We start from the raw sequence: 24,980 nt of genomic DNA, 5'->3' as shown, positions 1-24,980 counted from the left end.
CATCCAGATAATCGATATTATGAATTTAATTATATTTAATAAACTTATTTTAACTTGTTCCGTTGAGGATCTTGAGGGCTTCGTCAACTTCCATATTGTTGTGTACAATTTCGGATATTGCCTTGGTTGTTTTTCTTGGTGATGGTGCCTGGAATATGTTTCTACCAATTGCTACTCCAGCTCCCCCTACATCAACACTGTTTTTCACCATTTCAAGGAGTTGTCTGTCTGTCTCTACCATTGGACCGCCTGCTATTACAACTGGTACTGGACATCCATCTACAACTTCTTTGAAAGTGTAGGGATTGCCTGTGTAATTAGTCTTGATGATATCTGCACCTAACTCTGCTCCTGCCCTTGCAGCAAGTTTAACAACTTCTCCAGAGTGTTCATCTTTGATGTTTTTACCCCGTGGGTACATCATTGCTATGAGTGGCATTCCCCAATCATCACATGTTTCTGATATTGTTCCTAGCTGCTCCAACATTTCTGGTTCCTTTTCAGAGCCAATATTCACATGAACCGATACAGCATCTGCTCCCATTTTCAATGCCTTTTCAACGCTGGTTACAAGCACCTTCTGGTCTGGGTCTGGTCCAAGTGATGTGCTTGCTGAGAGGTGTATTATTAATCCAATATCATTACCGTATCCTCTGTGACCTTTCCCTACCATTCCTTTATGTTCAATAACTGCGTTTGCACCGCCACTTGCAACTTCGTCTATAGCTGTGGCCATATCTGTGATTCCTGGAACTGGTCCAATTGATACACCATGGTCCATTGGAACTATGACACATCGACCTGTTTTTCTATTTAATATCCTTTCGATCCTGATCCTTTTGCCTATCATAAAACACCCTCCCTATCTTATTTTTGAAGACCAAAGTTTGAACTCTTTCAACCTTGGTGGTATTCCATCGTTTCCAGACGATTCAAGCCATCCAAATTCGGATTTTAACAGCTCGTCTGTTGAAGCTGAATGTATAAAATCTAAAAGTCCTCTATTTCTTATTATAGTATCACGAGGTTTTAAAGTTGATGACCAAATGAAAAATACCTTAAATGTTGTGTCAGGATGGTAACCTCCACCTAGATCAACAGATAATACATCGCATCTACCAATTTTTTCAATTTTTCTTGCCACCTCTTCCAGTGTTTCATGAAGCCTTACATCGGCCTTACTAAATTGAACACTAGGATATTCTTCTGTCACTGATTTCATTTCATTAACAGATTCAGGGCTATTATCAAGGGCTATTATTTGTCCATCTTTGGAAAGATCACCAATGATCCTTGTTGAATTACCTACATGGCATCCAAGCTCAACCACTACATCATCTTTCTGTATAATATCTCTTAGAACTTGCGTATAAACTTTGATATCGTATACTACTTTTATCATGCTTTTAACCTAAACCTCGACCATATTAAAACTTGGATTATCAAACTTAAAACCCTTGACAAAAATGTGAGGGTATTGATTCTTGGTTGGAATGAAAAATAAATAAAAAATAAAATTTAAATAAGTAAAAAAACCCATAATATTAATTAACAATTAAATAAGAATTTATACTAATATAATTATTATCACTAAAATTTTAAGAGGTGTTAAATATGGATGATTCTGATAAAAAGGAACTACAAACCGTGCTTGAAAAACTTCAAAGAGAGAAAGAAGAGTTAATTACAGATATCAGAGATCTTGACTGGGCCAAAATTATCAAACTTGAAAAGGAAAACGAAGAACTTCAAAAAAAAGTTGATTGGCTTGATAAAGATAAAAAAAAGACAGATAGAGAAAATAAAAATCTTTCCAGACAGGTTTCAAATGCCAGACCCAGAATGTGGATAAATTCCCTAAAAATGATAACTGCAATTGGAATCATCGATCTTATAATACTGCCCTTAATAACAATGGTACTTGGAATATCATTGGAATGGATTTTCATAGGTATTGGAATTGTAACCTTCTTTGGAATACTCCTTATTGTAAATTACATGTCAGGAACATCTCCATATGACTCTGGTGAGATAAGAAAAGCAATTACCGGTGCATTCGTAACAGTTTACCTAATATTTGTACCTATGATAACCTTAGGAAGTATTCATATTCCCTCATTACAACCAATGAATTCCATATTATATTTCACAATAGTTGTGGTTGTAGTTGTTGTGTGTTACTTTGTTTCAAGGGCATTGGAAGAATATGTGAAGATTAAACACAGACAATAGATCCCAATTTCAATTCATACTTAAAATCATATGGAAATGGACTAAAAGACTACGCGACAATCAATGGTATGGCAATAAATTAATTGCAAAATAAGTAAGACACCAACTTCTAAATTTCATATATTACTTTTTTTATATAATTCTAGTATTATGTAATAAAATTTATCTAAATATAAATTTATATTATTAAATATGATCACTAAAAAACCTAAGAATATTGGAATAAAATCTGTAATTCTTTTGTTTGTTTTATTTTTGTCTATTTGTGCTGTAAGTGCACATCAACCTCGTTTAGAAGTTGGTGTAAACAGTTCTATGAGTAATCCTATTGTGGTGAAGAATCCAGAGATTTCACAGGCTTGGTATGGTAACTTGAAAGGTCAACCAGATTATTATAAGATATCCTCTGATAAACCCTTTGAGCTATTTGCGAATATTCTAGTTCCACAAAGCCCGGGAATTAGTAGTGATTTTGTCTCTGCTCAAATTACTGATTCATCTGGTAAAACCTTAGCTCTGTTAAGTGGAAACGAGTCTAGTTGGACTCCATTGTTCGAGGAGTTTGGTGGTGACTATTATCTACAAGGACCATCATTCGATCAAAATGTCAGCGCAGGAACATACTACATAAAAGTGTACAATCAAAACAATACAGGAAAATATAGTTTAGCTACTGGAGCAATAGAATCATTTCCAGCAGATGAATCTCTCAAATCATTAATAAGCATACCATTACTTAAAGAACAGATATTTGGTAAACCAGTTACAACACTGTTCTTAGAGTTTTTAGGTATTATTTTAGCTCTTGGAACTATAATGGTACTATTTGTAATGACATTCATGGCCAGAAAGTCAGAGGAACTAGCTGAAACAATTGTTAAATTTGGAACAGCACTTAAATGGTTCAGACCGATGATGTGGCTTGGAATAGCAATAACAACTATAGTATGGATTTATGTCATGTCCAAAGATCCATTAAATATTGTAGGGCTTGTTAACAGCATAGTACTTCTAATTGCTATAATTTTAAGCTGGTATGTGAGTTCTAAAATATCTAAAATGAAATTTGGGAAAATACCACTTATTAGTACTACAATATTGGTTTTAGTATGGTGGTTATTTGTTTACTGGGCAATAGCAGTAATATAACTACCAATTTTTATTTTTTGATGGGAAGACCCGCAGGTCACGTAAGGTTACCATTAGCTCCAATGAAAGATGAAAATACTATAAAGCTTACAAAGGTCCTAAAGGAAATTGATCTGTACAAATGTGAGGGACATTACCAATTGATAATATTGGTTAGGTGGTAAAGAAACTATTATTTTCAAAATTTTTTATTGATAAATAATTATTTTTTTGACAAATTTTAATGATTATTCATTATCGAATATATTTATATAATATGTCTAGGGGCAGTGTTTCCTAAAATAATAGTTAATATATTTATTTTTTAATGATTAGTCATTATGAAATATGCTTATATAATATTAAGTCTTTATATTACTTGTTTTAAAGTATAGGGGGATAAAAACGGATGTTAGTTTTAAGACTTTAGGGATGCCTTTGGCTATCATTGCATTTATTTTAGTCATGTTGGTCCCTTTACCGGGTTTGGGTTATCCTGGTCATGCAGCCATTGCTCTTTTGATTTTTGCAATTATCATGTGGGCAAGTGAGGCACAGCATCTTGCTGTTACTTCTATAATGCTGTTATTTTTACAACCATTATTGGGTGTAACCAGTTTCAATAATGCAGTTATCGGATTTGCAAATCCTATCATCTTCTTAATGATTGGAGGATTTATCTTAGCAGTTGCAATAGGTAAAAGTGGACTTGCAAAACGTTTCACATACTGGATGCTGTCCAAGGTAGGAACCACTCCCAACATGAGTATTTTTGCAGCTGTTTTAAGTACAAGTCTTCTATCTGCTTGGATCGAAAATGTTGTAGCATTTGCAATGCTGCTTCCCATTATAAAGACGATAATACCATTGTTTGGAATAACTGAACCTGAGAAGGGTAACAGTAACTTTGCAAAAGCAATGGTATTAGGGGCTTCATATGGTTCATTAGCAGGTGGTTTTGGTACTGAAATAGGTACAGCACCCAATTTAATGGCCGCCGCATATACACATCTGCCCTTTGTAAACTGGATGGTTTTTGGATTCCCACTGGCAATTATCTTATTATTAGTTACTTGGAAATTATTAGGTTGGATTTTCAAACCAGAAGTAGATGGAATTGTAGGTGGAAAAGAAACATTAACCAATGCCATGAATGTTATGGGATCCATTACCAAACAAGAGAAAATCACTGCAGCTATACTGTTCTTTACCATAGGATTATGGGTAACAACAGGTATAACAGGTTTAGACAGTTACTCTGTTGCTCTTATTGGTGCAGCACTGTATTTTGTTTCTGGTGTTATTGATTGGAAAGATGCACAAGAGGGTGTGGATTGGGGCTTAATAATCTTCTTTGGGGGAGCATTATCTTTAGGAGCTGCACTACTAAACACAGGAGCAGCAACATATATTATACACAACCTCATAGGTATGATGGGAACAAATTTTTCAACACTGACCATAATGTTATTATTGATGGTCATAGCTGTGATCTTTACCCAGGTAATGTCCAATATTGCTTTGGCTGCAATTTTAGTGCCACTTTCTGTGACTTTAGCTGCTGCCCAGGGACAACCAGTTGGAATTTACGCAGTACCTGTTGCCATTTCATGTTCCCTATCGTTCATGTTCCCAATGGCAGATCCAACAGTTGCAATGGCATATGGAACGGGTTATGTGAAGATCAAGGAAATACTCAAAGCAGGAATACCAATGGTTGTAATTGGAATTATAATAACTATAGCCGTATTACTCACCATAGGTAAGCCATTCCTAGGATAAACAGTAGAAGTAAAAAAATTAATTTCTAGAGTAATAAAGATTCAGGAATTAATTTTTATTTATTTTTTTTAAATTCTTGAAACTCAACTAAAATTCAACAAATATAAAATGTAGTTATTAGGAGGAATAATCATGAATAAAATATTGTTAGCTACAGATGGTTCTGAAAATGCAATAAGAGCAGGAGAATATGCAATATCACATGCAGACTTAACTGGAGCAGATATAATTGTTTTAAACGTAATTGACACCTACTATTTAAATGCTATACCACAACCCGATGTTAGGGAGAGTGTTGATGAAGAATTAAGGAGTGATGTTAAAAGGGCTGTAGAACGCTTTGAAAAAACAATAGAAGAAAACCAATGTAATGGTAAATGTCAAAACGTTAACTTCAAAATCATCATCAAAGAAGGAAAACCTGCAGATATCATACTTAAAACTATAGATGAAGAAGGGATCGACCAAGTTATTATGGGAAAGTCAGGTAAACATGGTTTAGAAAGATTATTATTAGGAAAAACAACAAGTAGGGTTATAAAAGAGTTTAATTACCAGTTAACGTGATATCTTAACATAAATAACGATAAATGGTGTGACATGATAAATGATATGATAATGAATTCCTATATTGGTTGCAAATAGAAAGTTCTGTATGAAGTATTATGATTCTAAAATTGGTTATATAGAAAATAAAAATTATAAATACCATAAATCTTTAAAAGTGAATTTAATAGCAATGGTGGGTGATTATGGATAATCTCATTATTTAATGAGTTATATCCAAATTCTAGACTGTATCTAATCCAATTTTGAAAGTAAACCGGCAAGATGTCCTGTTGAAAATGCTTGTTGAAGGTTATATCCCCCACTTGGTGCACATCCTTGAATAATTTCTCCTGCAAAGTATAATCCACTTACAACTTTTGATTCCATTGTGTTGGGTTTGATATAATTACGTGAAATACCACCACAAGTAACAATAGCCTTATCAAGTGGCAAGTGTCCTGTTATAGTAATTGGGAATGATTTGATTAAATTAATAATAGAATTCCTTTCCTTTTTACTAACCTGATTCATTTTCTTCTTGCCATCTACATCAGTAAGCCTCAAAATAATTGGTATCATCCTGTTGGTTACTAGCAACTTCATATAGTTTTTAAGATCAACCTTTCCATGAGATTCAAATGCACCCACCATCATCTCTTGAAGTTCTTCTGTTGTACTAGATGGTTTTAAATCAAGAATCATATCCACACTACCTTCTTCCAGTAAGGGTATAATTTTAGAACTGTTGTCAAGTATTAAAGGACCAGATACACCAAAATGTGTGAAAAGAAGACTATCACCCTCTAAAACCATCTTGGGATGTTTAATAGTTATTTTAACTTCGTCAAGTCTAATTCCTTGAAGGCTTTTTACCCAAGATTCTTTAGTTTTTAATGGAACAATACCTGGATTTAATGGTGTTACACCATGTTGCGATCCTTCTGCAATCCTTAAACCATCACCACTTGATCCAGTATCTGAATAAGATGCTCCTCCTGTAGCCAGGATAACCTTTTTAGCCTTTATAACTGTGTTATAGTCCAGTTTAATAATGAAAATATTCTTCTTTTCAATGTTTTGTATTTGAGTTAGACGGGTATTGTAAACTGTTTTAACACCTAGTTTTTTCATTGATGTTTCTAATATTTTTAAAACAGATTTTGAATCGTCTGTAACTGGGAAAACTCTACCGCCTTCTTCTACTTTGAATTCCAAACCTCGGGATTCAAAAAATTCCATTAGGTCTTTGTTTGAGAATTTAGAAAATGCAGTTCTTAAAAATGATCCTCTTCTACCGAATTTTTCTATAAATTCCTTTAAAGATGCAGTGTTGGTTAAGTTGCACCTTCCATTACCTGTTAAAAGTAATTTTCTTCCCGGTGATGAGTTTCTCTCTATAAGAATGGTATTTAATCCATTGGATGTGGCTGTGATAGCCGCCATCATTCCAGCGGGTCCTGCTCCAATCACTGCAAGATCGTGTAACTCCATATTTTTGTTCATAAAAATCAGTTTTCCTACTTCAATAAAATATAAAAAAATAAATTCTATATCTACTCCATCTAATTCTACATTAAAACTCCATATTTAACAATTAAAAAGGGAAATAACTTTAAATCCCTTTTCAATCAACTTAAATATTAAATTATGGTGTTAACCTTCTTCTATCCCTAGGGAAGAGAACAGTTTCTCTTATGTTTTTAAGACCTGTCATTGTCATGGTGAACCTTTCAGCTCCCACTCCCCAACCTGCATGTGGTGGCATTCCATATTCAAACGCTGCAAGATATCTGCTGAATGAATCTGGATTTAATCCCTTTTCCTTAAGTTTATTCAGTAGCATATCATGGTTGTGAACCCTCATTGCTCCTGAGGATATTTCAAGGTCTTTGTACATCAAATCAAATGCACAGCTTTTCACTGGATTTTCAGGATTAGGCATCACATAGAATGGTTTTATTGCTGTTGGCCATTCTGTTATGAAATAATATCCATCCATTATATCTCCCATTGCCTTTTCTGCAGCCCTTGACATGTCTTCGCCATGTTTCATTGGTACTCCTGCGGTGTTAACCATTTCAACCATTTCATCGTATTCAATTCTTGGGAATGGTGTTTCAGGTATTTGGAGGTTAAATTCTAGTGTTTCAAGTGCATCCTGACAGTTATTTTTAACTTCTGTAATTGCATTTACAACCATTTTTTCTAGTATATCCATTGCATCCAAATGGTCTGTGAATGCTGTTTCAACATCAATGGATATTACCTCGTTTAAGTGGCGTAGTGTATCGTGTTCCTCTGCCCTGAATATTGGTGCAATTTCATATACCTTGTCAAAACCTGATGCCATCATCATCTGCTTGTAGAGTTGTGGGCTCTGCCCCAAAAATGCTTCTCTTTCAAAATAGGTAATTGGAAAGAGTTCGGTACCACCTTCTGTTGCAGATGCAACAAGTTTAGGTGTGTTTACCTCTGTATAATCTTCACTTTCAAGGAAGTTCCTTACAGAATGAAGCATTCTACTTTTGATCTTGAATATTGCACTAACATTATGTTTTCTCAGATCTATGAACCTGGAATCTAGTCTTGTATCTATCTCGGCGTGTACATTACCTGTTGTGTCCAAAGGTAATGGCAGTTTTGACTCGCTTAAAAGTTTAAGTTCTGCTGGTATGATTTCAACACCACCTGGTGCCTTGCCTGACTCCTGAACACGTCCTTTGACAGCTATTACAGATTCCTTTTTAAGTTTCTTTAATTCTTCAAATAATTCTGGAGATATCTTTTTTGAAGGGGCTGTTACCTGGGTTACACCATCTCTGTCTCTTAAAAGTACAAAGATAATTCCTCCAAGGTCTCTCATCTCATGGATCCATCCCATAAGAACTACTTCTTGATCTTTCATTTCTGGTTTAACTTCTTTCGAGTAATGGGTTCTTCTAAAGTTTTCTAATGAATCTGTCAATATTATTCACCTCTAAAAATTATAAAAAAGCCTAAAATAAGCTTCTAAAATCTTGTAATTTGAATTGCTTATGTACTATAAATTAAAATTCAATATATACTTAATTAATATCATTATTTTTGATACTCGGATATATTATACTTTGGAAAGTTTAATTTTTCATATTTAATTAAAAAATATCATTAATAATTTTTAATCTATTCTGAAATTGAACTTATTCTCAGTAAATTACACTTCAAATTCCAAGAGATAGCATAATTCCTATTAATATTACAATTAATTAATTTATCTGCTTGAATTTGAACAGGAACTTAAATACCAGTTAATGGTGATGTTGTTACAATTATAGATCCTTTCATGTTTGGATATAAATTAGAATAATAATGATAACTTCCAGTTTGATTAAAAGTATAATTGAAGCTCTGTCCATTAGATAAATTGCCACTTTCAAATAGCCCAGTATCACTTACAAGATTTTGTGTAACAGGATCTTTGTTAATCCATGTAACTGTAGTATTAACAGGAACAATCAAAGCTGATGGGCTAAAACCCTCATTTTGTATAACAACTGTATCGTTTGTGGGTTGTTTAAATGTACATCCTGATATCCCAACAACAAACAAAATTGATAAAACAATCCAAACTGAAAGATTTCTCTTCATTTAACAATTCTCCCCTGATTATTCGATTTATCCTATTTAATATTATTCTCTAACATTAAATTGATATTTATGAAAAATTTGAATTTTATTTAATATACTAATTAATACAGTATTATTTCAAGTAAATATAATTTCACTCTATTTTTTTATTCTCAACATCCTTTACACGTTTTTTAAATGACTCAGCATGAGCATACAGGCCTTCATATTCTGCTAAGGTTGTTACCATATTATTTAGGTTTAAAACTCCCTTTTCATTTAATCTTTGTACTGTAGGTTTTTTAAGGAATGATTCAGCTGAAAGACCGGAGTACATTCTTGCACATTCTGATGTTGGAAGAACATGATTGGTTCCTGATCCATAATCACCTGCAGCTACCGGGGTTAATTTTCCTAAAAATATCGAACCTGCATTTGTGATTTTCTTTAAAACTTCTTCAGGTTCAACTGTCATTATGATCAGGTGTTCTGGAGCATATTTATTTGAAAATTCAATTGCATCATCCATTGATTCAGCAATTGCTATTAAACCAAATCTTCCAAGGGACTCGGATATTATCTCTTTACGCTGCATATCATTAATTTGTTCTTTTATTTTCCGGTCAACTTCCATTGATATATTTTCAGATGTTGATACAAGCACACACGAAGCATTGGGGTCATGTTCTGCCTGTGCCATCATATCCATTGCAATATAATCAGGATTTGCTGTTTCATCAGCTATTATTAATACTTCTGATGGTCCAGCAGGAAAATCTATATCAACTGTTCCATAAACCAGCTGTTTTGCAGCTGTAACAAAAATGTTTCCAGGCCCAACTATCTTATCCACCTTTGGAATACTTTCTGTACCATAAGCCATAGCAGCTATAGCCTGGGCACCTCCTACTTTATAAATTTCTGTTGCACCTGCAACCTTAGCAGCTGCAAGAACAACATCCATAACACTTCCATCTGGTTGTGGTGGTGTGCAACATATTATGCGTTTTACACCTGCAATTTTAGCAGGGATAACTGTCATTAGTATGGTGGAAGGATAAACTGCCCTACCACCAGGTATGTAACAGCCAACACTTTCAAGGGGACGTATAACCTGGCCAGCAGTTACACCTTCATCAACTTCAATAAACCATTCATCGGGTATCTGGGCCCTATGAAATTTGGATATATTATCTGCAGCTTTTTTAAGAGCATTTATTAACTTTTCATCCAAATTTAAAAGACTCTTTTCAATTGCATCATCTTCAACCCTAATTACATCTAACAATGCCATATCAAATTTTTCAGTGTACTGTTTGAGTGCAATATCTCCATTTTTCTTCACTGCAGCCAATATACTTTTTACAGTATCCATAGCTCCTTCTGCATCAAGCTTAGAGCGCTCGAATAGTTCCTGGTTTTTATGATCTTCCAATTTTATTATTTTCATCCTATCAAATCTATTTGGTTCCTTTAAAGTTAAATATTTTACCAGTAATTGATTTTATAAGCCATAAATATTTAGTATGAATTTCATATCTGCGGGGTTCATAAGTAACCACTTTTATGATTTGAATGATACTGATATTCAAAACCTTTATCAGTAATGATACACAATTTTTATGTACAATATGTAGGCATGTAACTTACTTGTTAATTACATCATTAAGTCCTTATGTCTTTTTTTAAGGTACTCAGTAAAGTATATATAAAACATGCCCTCAGAAACATTGAATATCCTTAAAAAGAAGGTGTCTGTAAAAATGTACAAGGATGAGCTCATACAATACATCAGTTTCTGGTATACGTTTTAAAGAATCTGGAAGACGAATACACAGTGAAAGACGAGTGTAAAGAATATATCTGTCTCAATATAAGCCCTCACCATATACACCGGACAAAAGCCGAACATAAATATGCTATTTTTGTACTTTCGACCGCTATTTCCGAGGTAATTGCTAACAATAATGGTGGAACTTCAACAAATATTTCCAACGGGCTTTTTGAACTGGTAAAACGATCCAAAAAGGAACTAATTAAATTTCAAGATGATGGAGCATTAAGATACCAGAACCAAAAAATAACTATGTAAAACAGTTTTTTATCTTTAAAAAACTGTACATATATTAGAATTTATCATTTCATTTGATCATACTTTATTATCAAAACATAGCATAATGTAATTTTAGTATTATTTCAAAAATAATTTCATTGCTAATTATGATGCATTTTTAAAAAATATAATAAAATATATATTTATTATAAAAACAAATTTTTTTAGATTTAATAATATTAATATTCGTTCAACGGAGTGTTATTGAAAATGAAAACCCTGAGAAGAATGCTATGCCTAGTTGATGGCGAACACTACTTTCCAGTAACAAAATCTGCCCTTGATATGCTTGATAGTCTTGAACACGAAGAAGTGGTAGCTGTAGTATTTATTGGAGGTACTGAAAAGTTAAGAGACTCATCAGAGGAAGGAATTACTAAACAACTTGGAAGACCTGTTTACTTTGGTGAAGATCATCATAAAATACCATATACAAAAATAGCCGACATTGTAACGGAATACAATGTTGATGTTGTGATGGATCTATCGGATGAACCAATTGTGGACTATTCTAAAAGGTTTAAAATTGCAACAGTTGTACTTTCACTTGGAATACCCTATGAAGGACCAGACTTTAAATTTTATCCAATCACAGAACATGAAGTATTAAAAAAACCTTCCCTTAAAATTCTTGGAACCGGTAAAAGAATAGGAAAAACTGCGGTATCAGCATACGCTGCAAGATTAATTCATAAAAATAATTACAATCCTTGTGTAGTTGCAATGGGTCGTGGAGGGCCAGAGGAACCTGAAATTGTACATGGGGATAAAATTGAAATAACACCCGAGTATCTTATGGAACAGTCCAATAAAGGTGTACATGCTGCCTCAGACCACTGGGAAGATGCATTGATGAGTCGTATTCTTACCATTGGCTGCAGAAGATGTGGTGGAGGTATGGTTGGGGATGTTTTCATAACCAACATGAAGAAAGGAGCAGAACTCGCCAACACTGTAGATTCAGACTTTGTAATTATGGAGGGAAGTGGAGCAGCCATACCACCAATAAAAACAGATAAACATATTGTACTAGTTGGTGTTAACCAGCCAATAATAAACATTGAAAAATTCTTTGGACCCTTTAGAATAGGGTTGGCTGATCTAGTTATTTTAACCATGTGTGAAGAACCAATGGCTAGCAATGAAAAGGTTCAACAGATTGAGAACTTTATTAAAGAAATAAACCCCGATGCAACTGTAATATCAACAGTTTTCAGACCAAAACCACTTGGTGATATAAAGGGTAAGAATGTTCTTTTTGCTACAACAGCACCTGATTCAATTAAAGATGTATTAATTGAACATCTCCAAGATTTCTATGGATGTAATGTTGTTGGAACCACCCCATATCTTTCTAACAGACCACTCTTACAGAAAGATATTAAAAAACATATAGGACAAGCAGATGTTATGCTTACAGAATTAAAAGCAGCAGCTGTTGATGTTGCTACTAAAGATGCGCTTGAAGCAGGTCTTGAAGTTATATATTGTGATAATATTCCAATTGTAACAGATGGAAACAATGAAAAACTAAAAAGTGCAATTATTAACGTTGTTGACAGTGCAATTGAATCATTTAATAGTAAAAATTCATAGCTCTAATTTCAATTAATTCAAAAAATTCAATTTCATAATATTATATTATGATTAAAATAGAAACATCAAAAATGTTTGAAAGTATTTTATAGAGTAATACAAGAGAGATTAATAGTTATTTAATGTCTGACAGGTTTAATAACTTGTTTTTAAGAATGATTGATCACAAACTATTTATAGAACCTCTAACCCACTGATAAAATACATAACAAGATAACAAAATGAAATTAAAGGAGATGATATTGTGGCACAGTTAGGTGGCCAAGGCCAACAAATTATAATACTACCCGAAGGTACAGAAAGACTTCTGGGAAGAGACGCTCAAAGAATGAACATAATGGCAGGTAAAGCACTTGCAGAAACCATTAGAACAACATTAGGTCCTAAAGGAATGGACAAAATGCTTGTTGATGGTCTCGGAGATATTGTTGTAACCAACGATGGTGTAACAATTCTTAAAGAAATGGACATTGAACATCCTGCAGCTAAAATGTTAGTAGAAGTTGCAAAAACCCAAGAAGACGAAGTTGGAGATGGAACTACAACAGCAGTTATAATTGCTGGTGAACTCCTGAAAAAAGCTGAAGATCTCCTTGAAATGGAAATCCATCCAACAGTAATATCCATGGGTTACAGGAAAGCAGCAATAAAGGCACAGGAAATACTTGACAAAATTTCAATCGATGCTTCTGACCGTGATACACTTCTGAGCATTGCAATGACAGCAATGACTGGAAAAGGAACAGAAAAAGCCAGAAAACCATTAGCAGAACTAATTGTGAAAGCTGTACAAATGGTTGAAGAAGATGGATACGTTGACAAAGACCACATAAACATCAACAGGATCCAGGGCGCAACAGTTGAAGAATCACAGATAGTTAACGGTGTTGTAATAGACAAAGGCAGGCTTGACCCATCAATGCCTAAAAAGGTAGAAAATGCTAAAATAGCACTTTTAAAATACCCAATAGAAGTTAAAAGTCTAGAAACCGATGCTAAAATAAAACTCACAGACCCATCTCAGATGGCTGCTTTCATCGAACAAGAAGAAAACATGATCAGGGACATGGTTGATAAAGTTATTGCAAGCGGAGCAAACGTATTGTTCTGTCAGAAAGGTATAGACGACCTCGCACAACATTACCTCGCAAGAGAAGGAATACTTGCAGTTAAAAGGGTTAGAAAATCTGACATTGAAAGATTAGAAAAAGCAACAGGTGCAAGGGTTGCAACCAACCTAGAAGACCTACAGCCTGAAGATCTTGGAATAGCAGGACAGGTATACGAAAAGAAGATCTTCGATGAAATATTATTATTCGTTGAAGACTGTGTAGACCCTAAAGCTGTTTCAATCATACTCAGAGGAAGTACCAAACACGTTGCAGAGGAAGTTGAAAGGGCAGTTGACGATGCAATAGGAGTAGTTGCAGCAACCGTAGAAGATGGTAAAGTAGTAGCTGGTGGAGGCGCTCCAGAAATAGCCATAGCCAAAGAATTAAAAGACTACGCAGACACCATAAGTGGAAGGGAACAATTAGCAATAGCAGCATTTGCAGCTGCACTTGAAGTTGTACCTAAAACACTAGCAGAAAATGCAGGACTCGACAGTATCGACGCTTTAGTAGATTTAAGAGCTGCACATGAAAAATCACCATACATGGGACTAAATGTCTTCACAGGCGATGTAACAGACATGAAAAAAGCCGGTGTTATTGAACCTAAAAGGGTAAAAAAACAGGCAATACAGTCTGCTGCAGAAGCTGCTGAAATGATACTACGTATCGATGATATGATAGCATCAACAAGAACACCAATGCCAGAAGGTGGAATGGAAGGTATGGGTGGAATGCCTGGCGGCATGCCTCCTATGATGTAAATTAACAGGAAACTCCTGTTAAATACATTTCCTTTTTTTAAATACTTAACTTTTTTTTTAAATTATCTCAAATCTTATTCATAATTTTATTAAACAAATTTTTATACTCCTTTAATTTAAGATTTAGATATATTAATCATATAAAAAAAATAAGATTACCTGGTTATATCAATATAAATTTCATAATGAATTATAAAATACAAATGAAATTGTAATGTGGCGGAATACAAGTTGATCTAAACGATTATTACTATTATTTATTTTTATTAAATTATTGATATAAAGGTTTTATTTATGTTTACACTTAGAAGAAACAATAAAAATGATATTGAACCAGAAGAAGCATTTGAATTAATTATAACCAATAACAACAAAGATGGTTTTGTTATTCTTGATGTTAGAACTCCTGAAGAATATGGTGAGACACATATTGAAAATTCTCTTAATATTAATTACAATTCTAAATACTTCAAACTAGAAATTGAAAAACTTGACAAAAATAAAAAGTATCTAGTTTATTGCCATTCTGGCCGTAGAAGCTCTAATGCAATTAAAACAATGAAAAAATCAGGTTTCGAAGATCTCAAAAATATTTCTGGGGGAATCAGGAAATGGAAAAAAAATAACCTACCCCTGATTTAAAAATTCGAAAAATATTTATTTAATGTTTTCTGGTTATCTTGTGTATCCTTTTCAAGTATTACCGATATAGAATTGTTCCAAGATTCACGTATCTTGGTTTTGTCTATTCCTATAATCAACTGCATACATAGATCTATGTATACAGCATTTAAAAGGTGGGCTATTGTGAGGGCGTTGATATTAGTTTGGATATTTCCTTTAATTTGATTTCTTTTAATAAAATTAGTTAATGTTTTAATTTTTTTCTCGTATAGATCTTTGTTTACAATAGAAATTTCTTTATTGTGCGATGATAATGAATTCATTTCAAAATTTAGATGGATTGTATCTTCAAATTCAACTATATAATTGTAAAGATCTTCTAATGGATTTAATGAATCCTTATTATCAAAAAAATCAGTGAATGATAAATTTAAATTTTCTTTAGTTACAGTTTGGAGAATTTCTTCCTTGCTCTTGAAATATGAGTACAGAGATGCTTTGCTAACCCCGACTTCATTAGCAACATCATCCATTGTTGTTTTATGGTACCCTTTATTTGTGAAAACATCATATGCAGCATTTGTAATCTTTTCTATTGCAATTTTCTTGTATTCAGGTACTACTTTTGGCATGAAACTCACCAAATAATAAGTTGACTGAATAGTTATTTAAATCTTAACTAGGATAACTTTCTAACTATTAGTTAAAAAACTGACTATTAGTTAATAATTTTAATTATAAATATTAATTTAGAAATAATCGATATGAATGTTAGAAAAAATAAATAGTTAATTTTTATGAAATAGATTCATTTTATCTTTAAAATGTAATTTGTGAGTACAAATGTTGTTGTTACCCAATGTAGAAGTGTGATAAATAGTAATTTTTTTTACTTATTGATAATTAGTATAATAAAAATGAACTATATGAAATAATTTAAAAAAAAATTAATTTTATTTAGGTCATTTAAGACCTAAATATTGATTTTTATTTTTTTACAAATATATTTAACGTGAAAGTATGTGAACAGCTGCGGTTCCACCGGTTCCACCAATGTTATGGGTCATACCCACTTCAATACCTTCAATCTGTCTCTTTCCTGCATCTCCACGTAACTGCCATACCATTTCTGCTGCTTGAGCAATTCCGGTAGCACCTAATGGATGTCCTCTTGCTTTGAGACCTCCAGATGGGTTAACAGGTATTTGTCCATCGAGTTCAGTTAGTCCATCTTCTATTGCCGGACCTCCCTGACCTTTTTCAACAAAACCGAGATCTTCTATTGCTAAAAGTCCATTTATACTGAAACAGTCGTGCACTTCCACACCACCTATATCTTTAGGTGTCATACCTGCCATATCATATGCCTTTCTAGCAGCATGTACAGTTGAATCTATGGTTGTTATATCTTTCCTGTCGTGTAATGCTATTGTACCTGATGCCTGGGCAGATGCTTTAACATAAATTGGTGTATCTGTGTATTTTTTTGCATCTTCTGCAGGACATAAAATTACACCTGCTGCCCCATCTGAAACAGGTGAACAGTCTAGTAATCTAAGAGGTTCTGCTACAATACTTGAATTTAAAACTTGATCAACAGTTATTTCCATAGGATACTGTGCAAGTGGGTTTTTAGCTCCATGTTTATGATTAAGTACAGATACCATTGCAAGCTGTTCCCTTGTTGTTCCATATTCATGCATGTGACGTTTTGCCATCATTGCATAGAGTGATGGAAATGTAACTCCCTGTTGTGCCTCCCATTCCTGGTCTGACGCAGTTGCTATTGCGGGTGTTGGGTCAACAACATCTGTCATTTTTTCAACACCTGCGGAGATTACTATATCATGGTATCCTGATGCAACAGCCATGATACCGTTTCTTAAAGCAAGACCTCCTGATGCACAGGCTGCTTCAATCCTTGCACAGGGAATAGGTGTTAAACCTGCATGGTCTGCTATTAATGATGCTATATGTTCCTGTTCAACGAAAAGACCTGCTGACATGTTTCCAACATACATGGCATCAAGTTCGTCTCCCTCGATGTTTGCATCTTTAATTGCCTTCATTCCGGCTTCTGTTATCATATCCCTAAATGATACTTCCCAGAGCTCTCCAAACTTGGTCTGTGAGACTCCTATAATTGCAACATCTCTCAATTAAATTCCTCCATAATATCTAAAAGATTCATAATATGTTTATTAAACAATGAATCAATAATTTTAATATTTATCATAATTTTTAAATCTTCGAACTTTTTAAAAAAGTTAATTTATGGCATCCAAGCCATTCTAATTTTTCCCTTATACTTGGCATAAACTGCATAATCAACATAGATCTTTTTACTAACCATATCAGTTACATGTGGTGCGTTATTTCTAACATCATCTATACGGTCGTTTACTGTTATACTGAAAGCATCGCTTCCTGCTCCTGAACCATATGATACTGCCATGATCCTGTCTCCTGGTTCAGCAATGTCCAGTACTGCAGCAAGTCCAAGTGGTGTTGCTCCGGAGTATGTGTTTCCTATTACAGGTGTTAATAAACCTGTTTTGTACTGTTCTTCGTTGAATCCAAGTTTTTTAGCGACCCTTATATAAAATTTACCATTGGGCTGGTGGAAAATAACATGGTCATAGTCTGAAGCTTCTGTTCCTATTTTATCAAATAATCCTTTTGCACCTGAAAGTACATGCTTGAAGTATGCTGGTTCTCCTGTGAACCTTCCTCCATGTTTAGGGTACGGTTTTCCTTCCCTTCTATAGAAATCTGGGGTATCAGTTGTAAAACTGTATGTTCCCTCAAAGTCTGCTAGGGTATTCTTTTTACCGATAACATATGCTGCTCCACCTGCGGATGCAGTGTATTCAAGTGCATCTCCTGGTGCTCCCTGTGCTGTATCAGATCCTATTGCAAGACCATATTCTACTTGTCCTGCATCTACCAATCCCATACATATCTGCATACCTGCTGTACCAGCTTTGCATGCAAATTCAAGATCTGCTGCTGTCATTTCTGGTGCTGCTTGTACAGCTTCTGCAACTATTGTTGCAGTTGGTTTGACTGCATATGGGTGTGATTCTGAACCCACATATACTGCTCCTATTTTTTGAGGATCAATCATAGCTCTTTTAAGGGAATTTCGGGCAGCTTCAACAGATATTGTTGCTGTATCCTCATCAGGACCCGGAACAGATTTTTCCTGTACAACCAGTCCTCTTGATATTGCCTTAGGGTCGTCACCCCAAACTTTTGCTATTTCCTCTACTTTTATCCTGTATGAAGGTATATAAACTCCATATCCTACAATTCCTGCCATTTAATATCACAACCGTGTGTAATCTTAAAGAAAACTATTTTTTTATTACTTGTTTTCTTATTATTCTCATTAACGTATTATAAACTATTATTATACTATATAAATGCCTAACTTAATTATTTAGTTACATTTAAAAAAAAATACAGTTATAAAAATAATTGTTTTACAACTTTATAAAGTTTGTTATATATACTATTGTTTTAAAAATGCTTAATACTTTTAAAAATGTATTAAATTAAAAGTATTAATGGATTATACATATCTAATTATAATTGACTGGAATTTAAACCATTATTCCTTCTAAATATTTTATAATTTATTGGTGTGCCTAATGTTTGTAGATACAAAGGAATCTGTAAGAAAGATGATTTGGAAAGAGATGATAAAACAAAGCATCTCAAGATCAGATTCTTATGGAAGAATACCTGACTTTAATGGATCAAAACATGCTGCAGAAATGCTTAGAAACACATGTGAATGGAAAAAATCAGTTATAATATTCGTCAGTCCAGATACAGCCCAGATAAAAGTTCGTGAAAACTGTCTTATTGATGGTAAAACTCTGATCATGGCATCACCTAAACTATTAAATGGTTACATTATAATTAACCCAAAATATGTTGAAGAACATAAAAAAGAAGCAGCAACCATTAAAGGAGCATTAAAATATGGAACAGAAGTAAAATCATTTCCAGTTGTTGATATGGTGGTTGAGGGTTCGGTTGCTGTTGACATATCTGGTGGTAGGTTGGGCAAAGGTGGCGGATATGGAGACATGGAAATATCACATCTACTTGATATAGGTTCTATAAAATTTAATACACCTGTTGTAAGCACAGTACATGATATACAGATAATTGAAGATGTTCCTAGTGAATCCCATGATCAAAAGATCAACATGATTGTAACACCCCAAAATGTGATAAGAATTAATCCATAAATTAATCACAATAATGAATTTAACTAATTAATCGAAGTTCTAAAATAAATGGGAAAAAGACCTTTACGCAATTGCATTTACTATAGGATCAAAAACAAAACTATTTAAATAGAAGATTCAATATGATTAAAAAGCCTGTACTATTATAATGTGGAAATCACATGTAATGTGGAAATATACAACATTATTATGGTATTGGTTTTTTCGGGGCCCGTAGCTCAGTCTGGCAGAGCGCTCGGCTCTTAACCGAGTTGCCGCGGGTTCAATTCCCGTCGGGCCCGCTCTATTTTTTTTAAAATATTCTATTAATTTTAACCAAATATATTAAAATAAAAATAAATAATTTAATCAACATTTTATACTACTTTTAAATGTATTTCTAATATATCATTTGAGATAATTTTGTATATTTTACATGTAATTATTTACAATACCTCTTTATCAACAACAGAATACTTATAAAGAGAAAATAATATTAGGGGGTTGATTGCTTTGAGTGACAGTTCAAATGATAAAGTTAAAAATAAGAATGATTCTAAAGATTTCGTTAAAAACATTAAAAATGGTTTGATGAAAGAAAAAGCAGTTATTAAATCTGAATATATCTTTGCAATAATTGCAAACTTAATCATACTTTATATTGCTAACAATATCATGAATTGGAATCTTTCATTCATATCAGCCACATTCAGTCAAGTTCTCTGGGCATTTAACCTAGCAATTGGATCTGCAATTATAGGTAATATACTATTTCTATTTTACGATCCATCATGGTTCCGTCATCTATTGAAAGTTTTTATGAATATATTAGGATTAATAGCAGTCTATACCTTCTATATAATATTCCCTCTTAGTTTCAGTCATAATCTTGTATCTTTAGGTGTGATATTTGCATTGATTGTTATGATGATAGCATTTGCATTGGCAACAGCATTCGAAGTTTTTAAAATATTTTTTGAAATTTATCAGAGAACTAAAAGTTGAATTACAAAAAAAGATCATGAACGAAAAAATAAAATGAAAATATGAGTTATATTAGAAGATGGAGAATCTTTAGAAGATTTTGATGCATGTCATTGCGGTGGAAAATTAAATTATCAACAAAAAAAGAATATATAAAGTTTTTATTAAAAAATAGGAAGAAAATAGAAATAATGTCCACCCTTTAGCATTAGGGCAGACTAGTAGATTATTAGATCAAACAAAACTTGTAGCTTAAAGATTATTAAATACTAGATCGGAACCTTTCACTGAAGTAGAAAACAAAGCTATTGTTAAAAAAATATCATCAGAAATTTATTCACATTCACATGCTATTAACCGAACTGAAGCAAAAGAATATCTAGGGCTTAAACAAGTTAAAGATGCTGAAAATGAAGATATTGGAGAAATTGGTACCGAATTGTGGGCTTTATATGAGGAATACAAAAAATTATTTGAGCTCGAAAATCCTCTTAGGCATGAAGAGTATCTTATTTCAAATAATCCAGAAGAACATATTTGGAATGGTCTAAACTTAGCAAGTGTGGAAAGTAGAAATGGATGTGATGTTTTTAAACAGGATTTGGTTGCAAGAAAATTGAGACAGATCCCTCCTCAAGTAAATATTAATTTAAGTAATATGAGTTACCCTCAAATTAATATTCCCGAATTACCTGAAGGTACAACAACTGAAGAAATTAATCAATTAGTTATCAATACAGTGAATAGTATTATACAATCTATTAATAATGCAATTCCATTAGCTACACGTGAGACTTTAAAAAATTTACCACATACAGGATTTCAGAATTATTCAATTAACTCAAGATGGGAGAAGGAGGTTTGAATATGGAAAATAAAAAAACTTGGAGTGCTGTTCAAGCACAAACTACAAACGATCTGAAAAAGACAATTTATAAGGCATTATCGGGAAACGTGAAGTAAATGTTAATGTTTGGATAAGTAATCCTTATAATTATTCAAAAGGACCAATTGATAAAAAATAATTATTTCAATTCTCTAATCTCCCTGGTGTTCAAACCATACAGATCATGGTTATATATATTATATTGCTCCGGAATAGGCATCCTGACTTATTGGATGTCCATTTTCTGCTGCAAATTTATCACATTGGGCTTCGCTCCATTCATGATTATAGATATGTCCCATTTCATGGAGAATCACACCATCGACATCTGGCCGATTAATCTCCGAATCATCTATGATTATTACGTGTTCTCCATTGTAATGTGCTGCTTGACCCCTAACTTCTAATCCGTCCGGGTTATATCCTAAATCTGCGACTATGATTTCAGGCCCTAACTCTACTGTCGGGGTTATAGATTGTATTATAAAGTTTGCTTCTGTGATTGTTAATGTTATTGCAATTGATAGAATTATAAAGATTGCTATTTTACGTCTCATCATTATCACATTTAATAGATAGATAACATTTCTGAAGATTGACCAAGATCTTCTTCATCTTATTGATAATTTCATTTAGATTTAACCACGATCACATCCTATTTAGAATAATTTACTAATATAAATACTAACTAAATTTCTAGTGGTCAGCAAATATTTATTTTTATTTTAATAAATTTAGTACTAATAGATATGTTATCAAGTAACTCTGAACTGGATTTCGCTGAAAATAGTATTCATATTCAATCCTATTATTTAAACACACTCCACGATTTCAGGCCAATATCCAAGTAATTTCCATTCTCCCCTCTATCCAAACCCATATCCCTTAAATTGATAAAGTCCAAATGGTCCATTAAACTTATATGTCTTATTAAATTCTTCTCGCACGAAAATAATCCACCTTTATGTTCATCGAACAATTCATGATTATATAGCTCTTTTTCGTCCAGAAAGCACTCATTTTCCCCTTATATTACATCAAACTGTTATCCTTATCAAAACTTAACATTGTTTAACAGTTTCATAACGATAACATGACTTTTTTCTAGTTCACTTTCACTTTATTATACTTTGTTTTTACTCGATTATAATATCTTTTTTTCTCGATTATTTTGTGATCAATTATGAACTAAAACCGCGCCAAAAACCAGGTAAACAGAGGTATAAATTTTTATTGGAATAGCTAAAAAGGAAGGTTTTAACGCATACAAACTGTATATTAAGTGCACACAATCTTTATAGTATAGGCACTAAATAGGCACCAAAACGAACCAAATAACCATTAAAAGAGTTCAATGATATTATACTGAAAACCGACCTAAACAGATGTTACTATTAAGGTATAGTATAACCCCAATTAATATATTGTATTGATTTAATCAAGGCTAATGAGATTTTCAATTTTCGGGGTAATTTCATTATATAATACTAATTTATTAAAAAGTATGTCATGGCTTAGGTTATAGTTCGGAAAATAATAAGACACATAGAAATTTTTCTTCAAATTTATTATAATTTCTAAATAATTTTACTAGTAACCCTCGGTGAATCTGAGTTTAACCCAATCTTTTCCACGGCTTGAAAGGTATCCGCCCAGTGCAGTTAGATATAAAATTATTGGATATATGATCAACCTTTCAGATCCGCCAATACCAAAATACAGTCCAAATTGATTAGTATCACCTATACCAAAAATTAAAGGTGAAATAAAGGTTATAAGGGCTATTAATCCCAGTACAATTGATATAACGGTCATCTGTATATTTATTCCAAGTCTGTAACTGAACAAGAGAGCTAAACTTCCAAAGATAGATGCAAATGCTGCTAATGTTACATGGATCGCTGGGGTGTATTCAGTGAATATACCAAGTAAACCAATACTTATGCCAAAAATAAGAAGACACGATGAGAATAAACGGCATCCCCCACTTTTAAGTATTAAATACACTGCAGCACTATTAAAATTCCCAATATAATATTACTGATGTTAAAAATTAGAGCAGATGGATCCACAAGTGGTATTGTACCTCCTAGATCGCTCATACTGTTTAATGCAATGCTGTAGTTACCTGGAAACATGGATTCAGAAATGTTAACTGCTATAAGATATTGAATACATGCTACAATCAATAAAGTTCCAGCAAATTTATAGTGGTTATTTTCGGGTTTGAATAAACTACCTCGCTGAAATTTCAATTTTAATCACTCCATTTTCTTAAAAGACTATAAACTTTTATATTATATTTGTAATTATTTATTGAAATAATTTATAGAGACCCAACTAACTTCTTGATATCAAGTTTATCAACGTCTTCCACACCGCTCATTCCATATTTCTTGAAGAGTACTTCCATATCATAAGAATCAAGTACTTCATGGAACTCATTTAACTTTTCTTGCTTTGCATCTTCAATTTCCATTATACACGACTTTAATATTTCCTCTGATTCTTCATTATTAACGAGCCCGGTCAATATTCCTGTTTCATCCTTAAATGAAGGTTTGATGTCTACACCTTCGTAATAAAATTTTTTAAGTGTGTTGTTTTGTGATACAAATCTGTAAAGAAGTACAAGCTGTTCTTCCAATTCTCCCAATTCTTCCTGTTTAAATGTCATTTTCTTCCCTCTTCTTTTGATGTGATATAGATGTGTTGGTTGATCTAATATTTAATACAGATGACTGCTAGATATATATAAAATAAGGTAAAGGAAATTATATCTCAATGATTTATATGAATAATTATGGGGGGTTTATTGTTGGAATGTGAGTACTGCAAAAAGCTTGAGAAATATAACTTCGGAGATTTTATTTTCAAAACCAAATACTGGATTGTTTTTCTTGCTCCACAACAGAGTAATATAGGTACATGTGTAGTGGCCTTAAACAGGCATGAAGAAGATCTTTCAGGGCTTAAATGTGATGAATGGCTCGAATTTGGTGAACTTGTATTTAAATTAGAATTTGCTGTTAAACAGTGTTTTGACGTCACAATGTCAAACTGGGGTTCTCTTATGAATGCTTCGTACCTTGAAGAACCACCTGACCCTCATGTGCACTGGCACTATATACCAAGATACAACCATGCAGTTGAATTTGAGGGCCTCCTATTTGAAGACCCCTACTTTGGAACAATGAAGTCCAGACCATTTAGATCCCTTCCAGATAGGGTACGAAAAAGGATAATCAATAATATCAAGAACAAAATTCCTACTACCTCAATACATTCCCATCCATAATATTTTTTTTATCTAAAAAATAGTTTTGAGTATGATAATTATTAAATAAAAAATAGAAAGTTAGT

Annotated in this window: 24 protein-coding genes, 1 tRNA gene and 1 pseudogene; 13 read left to right on the top strand and 13 right to left on the bottom strand. The window is 33.1% G+C overall.

The features are described 5' to 3' along the window. Positions 1–49 precede the first annotated feature (49 nt). Together DL91_RS05610 and DL91_RS05605 are read right to left on the bottom strand one after the other, a co-directional pair. On the bottom strand, positions 50–850 hold the full coding sequence (locus DL91_RS05610) for a 2-amino-3,7-dideoxy-D-threo-hept-6-ulosonate synthase (protein WP_048190600.1): 801 nt from the start codon (positions 848–850) through the stop codon (positions 50–52). A gap of 12 nt (positions 851–862) precedes the next feature. Continuing rightward, complete coding sequence (locus DL91_RS05605; RefSeq protein WP_048190599.1) at positions 863–1,402, bottom strand: SAM-dependent methyltransferase; 540 nt, start codon at positions 1,400–1,402, stop codon at positions 863–865. Positions 1,403–1,614: 212 nt separating this feature from the next. Here DL91_RS05605 and DL91_RS05600 point away from each other — a divergent pair, with 212 nt between their 5' ends. The 4 genes from DL91_RS05600 (at position 1,615) to DL91_RS05585 (ending at position 5,709) form a co-directional block, all read left to right on the top strand. Continuing rightward, positions 1,615–2,232, top strand: a complete 618-nt coding sequence (locus DL91_RS05600; RefSeq protein ID WP_048190598.1) for a hypothetical protein — start codon at positions 1,615–1,617, stop codon at positions 2,230–2,232. Positions 2,233–2,547: 315 nt separating this feature from the next. After that, a complete protein-coding gene (locus DL91_RS05595; protein ID WP_231551408.1) occupies positions 2,548–3,381 on the top strand; it encodes a hypothetical protein in 834 nt (277 codons plus the stop codon). Positions 3,382–3,792: 411 nt separating this feature from the next. Continuing rightward, on the top strand, positions 3,793–5,142 hold the full coding sequence (locus tag DL91_RS05590; protein ID WP_048190596.1) for a DASS family sodium-coupled anion symporter: 1,350 nt from the start codon (positions 3,793–3,795) through the stop codon (positions 5,140–5,142). Between the two features lie 144 nt (positions 5,143–5,286). After that, positions 5,287–5,709, top strand: coding sequence for a universal stress protein (locus DL91_RS05585; RefSeq protein ID WP_369792049.1), 423 nt, complete (start codon positions 5,287–5,289; stop codon positions 5,707–5,709). A 234-nt stretch (positions 5,710–5,943) separates the two neighbouring features. On the opposite strand, the gene DL91_RS05580 is transcribed toward DL91_RS05585, so the two are convergent. The 4 genes from DL91_RS05580 to hisD all read right to left on the bottom strand — a co-directional run bounded on the left by DL91_RS05580 (position 5,944) and on the right by hisD (position 10,747). After that, positions 5,944–7,194, bottom strand: coding sequence for an NAD(P)/FAD-dependent oxidoreductase (locus DL91_RS05580; RefSeq protein ID WP_048190594.1), 1,251 nt, complete (start codon positions 7,192–7,194; stop codon positions 5,944–5,946). Positions 7,195–7,336: 142 nt separating this feature from the next. After that, positions 7,337–8,656, bottom strand: coding sequence for an aspartate--tRNA(Asn) ligase (gene aspS / locus DL91_RS05575; protein ID WP_048190593.1), 1,320 nt, complete (start codon positions 8,654–8,656; stop codon positions 7,337–7,339). 311 nt (positions 8,657–8,967) lie between these two features. Further along, positions 8,968–9,318, bottom strand: coding sequence for a cupredoxin domain-containing protein (locus tag DL91_RS05570; protein WP_052374236.1), 351 nt, complete (start codon positions 9,316–9,318; stop codon positions 8,968–8,970). Positions 9,319–9,451: 133 nt separating this feature from the next. Beyond that, positions 9,452–10,747: a histidinol dehydrogenase gene (gene hisD, locus DL91_RS05565; RefSeq protein ID WP_048190592.1), complete on the bottom strand. Its 1,296-nt coding sequence runs from the start codon at positions 10,745–10,747 to the stop codon at positions 9,452–9,454. Positions 10,748–11,060: 313 nt separating this feature from the next. On the opposite strand from hisD, the pseudogene DL91_RS05560 reads away from it, so the two are divergent. From DL91_RS05560 to DL91_RS05545, 4 genes and pseudogenes are all read left to right on the top strand, one after another. Next, positions 11,061–11,389: pseudogene (locus DL91_RS05560) on the top strand (UPF0058 family protein). Between the two features lie 231 nt (positions 11,390–11,620). Then, entirely contained in the window at positions 11,621–13,006 is a 1,386-nt protein-coding gene (locus DL91_RS05555; RefSeq protein ID WP_048190591.1) for a cyclic 2,3-diphosphoglycerate synthase, read from the top strand. Positions 13,007–13,250: 244 nt separating this feature from the next. Next, positions 13,251–14,882, top strand: coding sequence for a thermosome subunit alpha (gene thsA, locus DL91_RS05550; RefSeq protein WP_048190590.1), 1,632 nt, complete (start codon positions 13,251–13,253; stop codon positions 14,880–14,882). A gap of 294 nt (positions 14,883–15,176) precedes the next feature. Continuing rightward, positions 15,177–15,524 (top strand): rhodanese-like domain-containing protein, encoded by a 348-nt coding sequence (locus tag DL91_RS05545; protein WP_048190589.1) that lies wholly within the window; start codon positions 15,177–15,179, stop codon positions 15,522–15,524. On the opposite strand, the gene DL91_RS12855 is transcribed toward DL91_RS05545, so the two are convergent. The 3 genes from DL91_RS12855 to DL91_RS05530 all read right to left on the bottom strand — a co-directional run bounded on the left by DL91_RS12855 (position 15,521) and on the right by DL91_RS05530 (position 18,828). Further along, the gene (locus DL91_RS12855) at positions 15,521–16,138 is read right to left on the bottom strand and encodes a TetR/AcrR family transcriptional regulator (protein ID WP_052374234.1); all 618 of its coding nucleotides are present in this window, start codon (positions 16,136–16,138) and stop codon (positions 15,521–15,523) included. The two genes, DL91_RS05545 and DL91_RS12855, sit on opposite strands and share 4 nt — an antisense overlap. Positions 16,139–16,513: 375 nt before the next feature. Continuing rightward, positions 16,514–17,665 carry a thiolase domain-containing protein gene (locus DL91_RS05535; RefSeq protein ID WP_048190588.1) on the bottom strand — a complete coding sequence of 384 codons (1,152 nt, stop codon included), beginning with the start codon at positions 17,663–17,665 and terminating at the stop codon, positions 16,514–16,516. A gap of 113 nt (positions 17,666–17,778) precedes the next feature. Continuing rightward, the gene (locus DL91_RS05530) at positions 17,779–18,828 is read right to left on the bottom strand and encodes a hydroxymethylglutaryl-CoA synthase (RefSeq protein WP_048190587.1); all 1,050 of its coding nucleotides are present in this window, start codon (positions 18,826–18,828) and stop codon (positions 17,779–17,781) included. A 331-nt stretch (positions 18,829–19,159) separates the two neighbouring features. Between DL91_RS05530 and DL91_RS05525 the strand changes: the two genes are divergently transcribed. The 4 genes from DL91_RS05525 (at position 19,160) to DL91_RS05510 (ending at position 21,596) form a co-directional block, all read left to right on the top strand. Further along, positions 19,160–19,768, top strand: a complete 609-nt coding sequence (locus DL91_RS05525) for a 5-formyltetrahydrofolate cyclo-ligase (RefSeq protein WP_048190586.1) — start codon at positions 19,160–19,162, stop codon at positions 19,766–19,768. A 207-nt stretch (positions 19,769–19,975) separates the two neighbouring features. Then, positions 19,976–20,049 (top strand) — tRNA-Lys (locus tag DL91_RS05520). Positions 20,050–20,260: 211 nt separating this feature from the next. Beyond that, entirely contained in the window at positions 20,261–20,752 is a 492-nt protein-coding gene (locus DL91_RS05515) for a hypothetical protein (RefSeq protein ID WP_048190585.1), read from the top strand. 418 nt (positions 20,753–21,170) lie between these two features. Continuing rightward, the gene (locus tag DL91_RS05510; RefSeq protein WP_048190584.1) at positions 21,171–21,596 is read left to right on the top strand and encodes a hypothetical protein; all 426 of its coding nucleotides are present in this window, start codon (positions 21,171–21,173) and stop codon (positions 21,594–21,596) included. Positions 21,597–21,814: 218 nt separating this feature from the next. On the opposite strand, the gene DL91_RS05505 is transcribed toward DL91_RS05510, so the two are convergent. The 4 genes from DL91_RS05505 to DL91_RS05495 all read right to left on the bottom strand — a co-directional run bounded on the left by DL91_RS05505 (position 21,815) and on the right by DL91_RS05495 (position 24,294). Continuing rightward, positions 21,815–22,174, bottom strand: coding sequence for a hypothetical protein (locus tag DL91_RS05505; protein ID WP_048190583.1), 360 nt, complete (start codon positions 22,172–22,174; stop codon positions 21,815–21,817). 1,033 nt (positions 22,175–23,207) lie between these two features. After that, positions 23,208–23,624: a hypothetical protein gene (locus DL91_RS14195; protein WP_231551407.1), complete on the bottom strand. Its 417-nt coding sequence runs from the start codon at positions 23,622–23,624 to the stop codon at positions 23,208–23,210. After that, positions 23,615–23,872: a hypothetical protein gene (locus DL91_RS14190; protein WP_231551406.1), complete on the bottom strand. Its 258-nt coding sequence runs from the start codon at positions 23,870–23,872 to the stop codon at positions 23,615–23,617. The genes DL91_RS14195 and DL91_RS14190 overlap by 10 nt, the downstream gene beginning before the upstream one ends. A 71-nt stretch (positions 23,873–23,943) precedes the next feature. Then, positions 23,944–24,294, bottom strand: a complete 351-nt coding sequence (locus DL91_RS05495; protein WP_048190582.1) for a hypothetical protein — start codon at positions 24,292–24,294, stop codon at positions 23,944–23,946. A gap of 138 nt (positions 24,295–24,432) precedes the next feature. Here DL91_RS05495 and DL91_RS05490 point away from each other — a divergent pair, with 138 nt between their 5' ends. Further along, the gene (locus DL91_RS05490) at positions 24,433–24,915 is read left to right on the top strand and encodes an HIT family protein (protein WP_231551405.1); all 483 of its coding nucleotides are present in this window, start codon (positions 24,433–24,435) and stop codon (positions 24,913–24,915) included. The last annotated feature ends 65 nt before the right edge of the window (positions 24,916–24,980 follow it).

The organism is Methanobacterium sp. SMA-27, from assembly GCF_000744455.1.
Lineage (GTDB): Archaea > Methanobacteriota > Methanobacteria > Methanobacteriales > Methanobacteriaceae > Methanobacterium_B.
The sequence above is the reverse complement of the archived record's forward strand: the minus strand, read 5'-3'. Positions and strand labels throughout refer to the sequence as shown.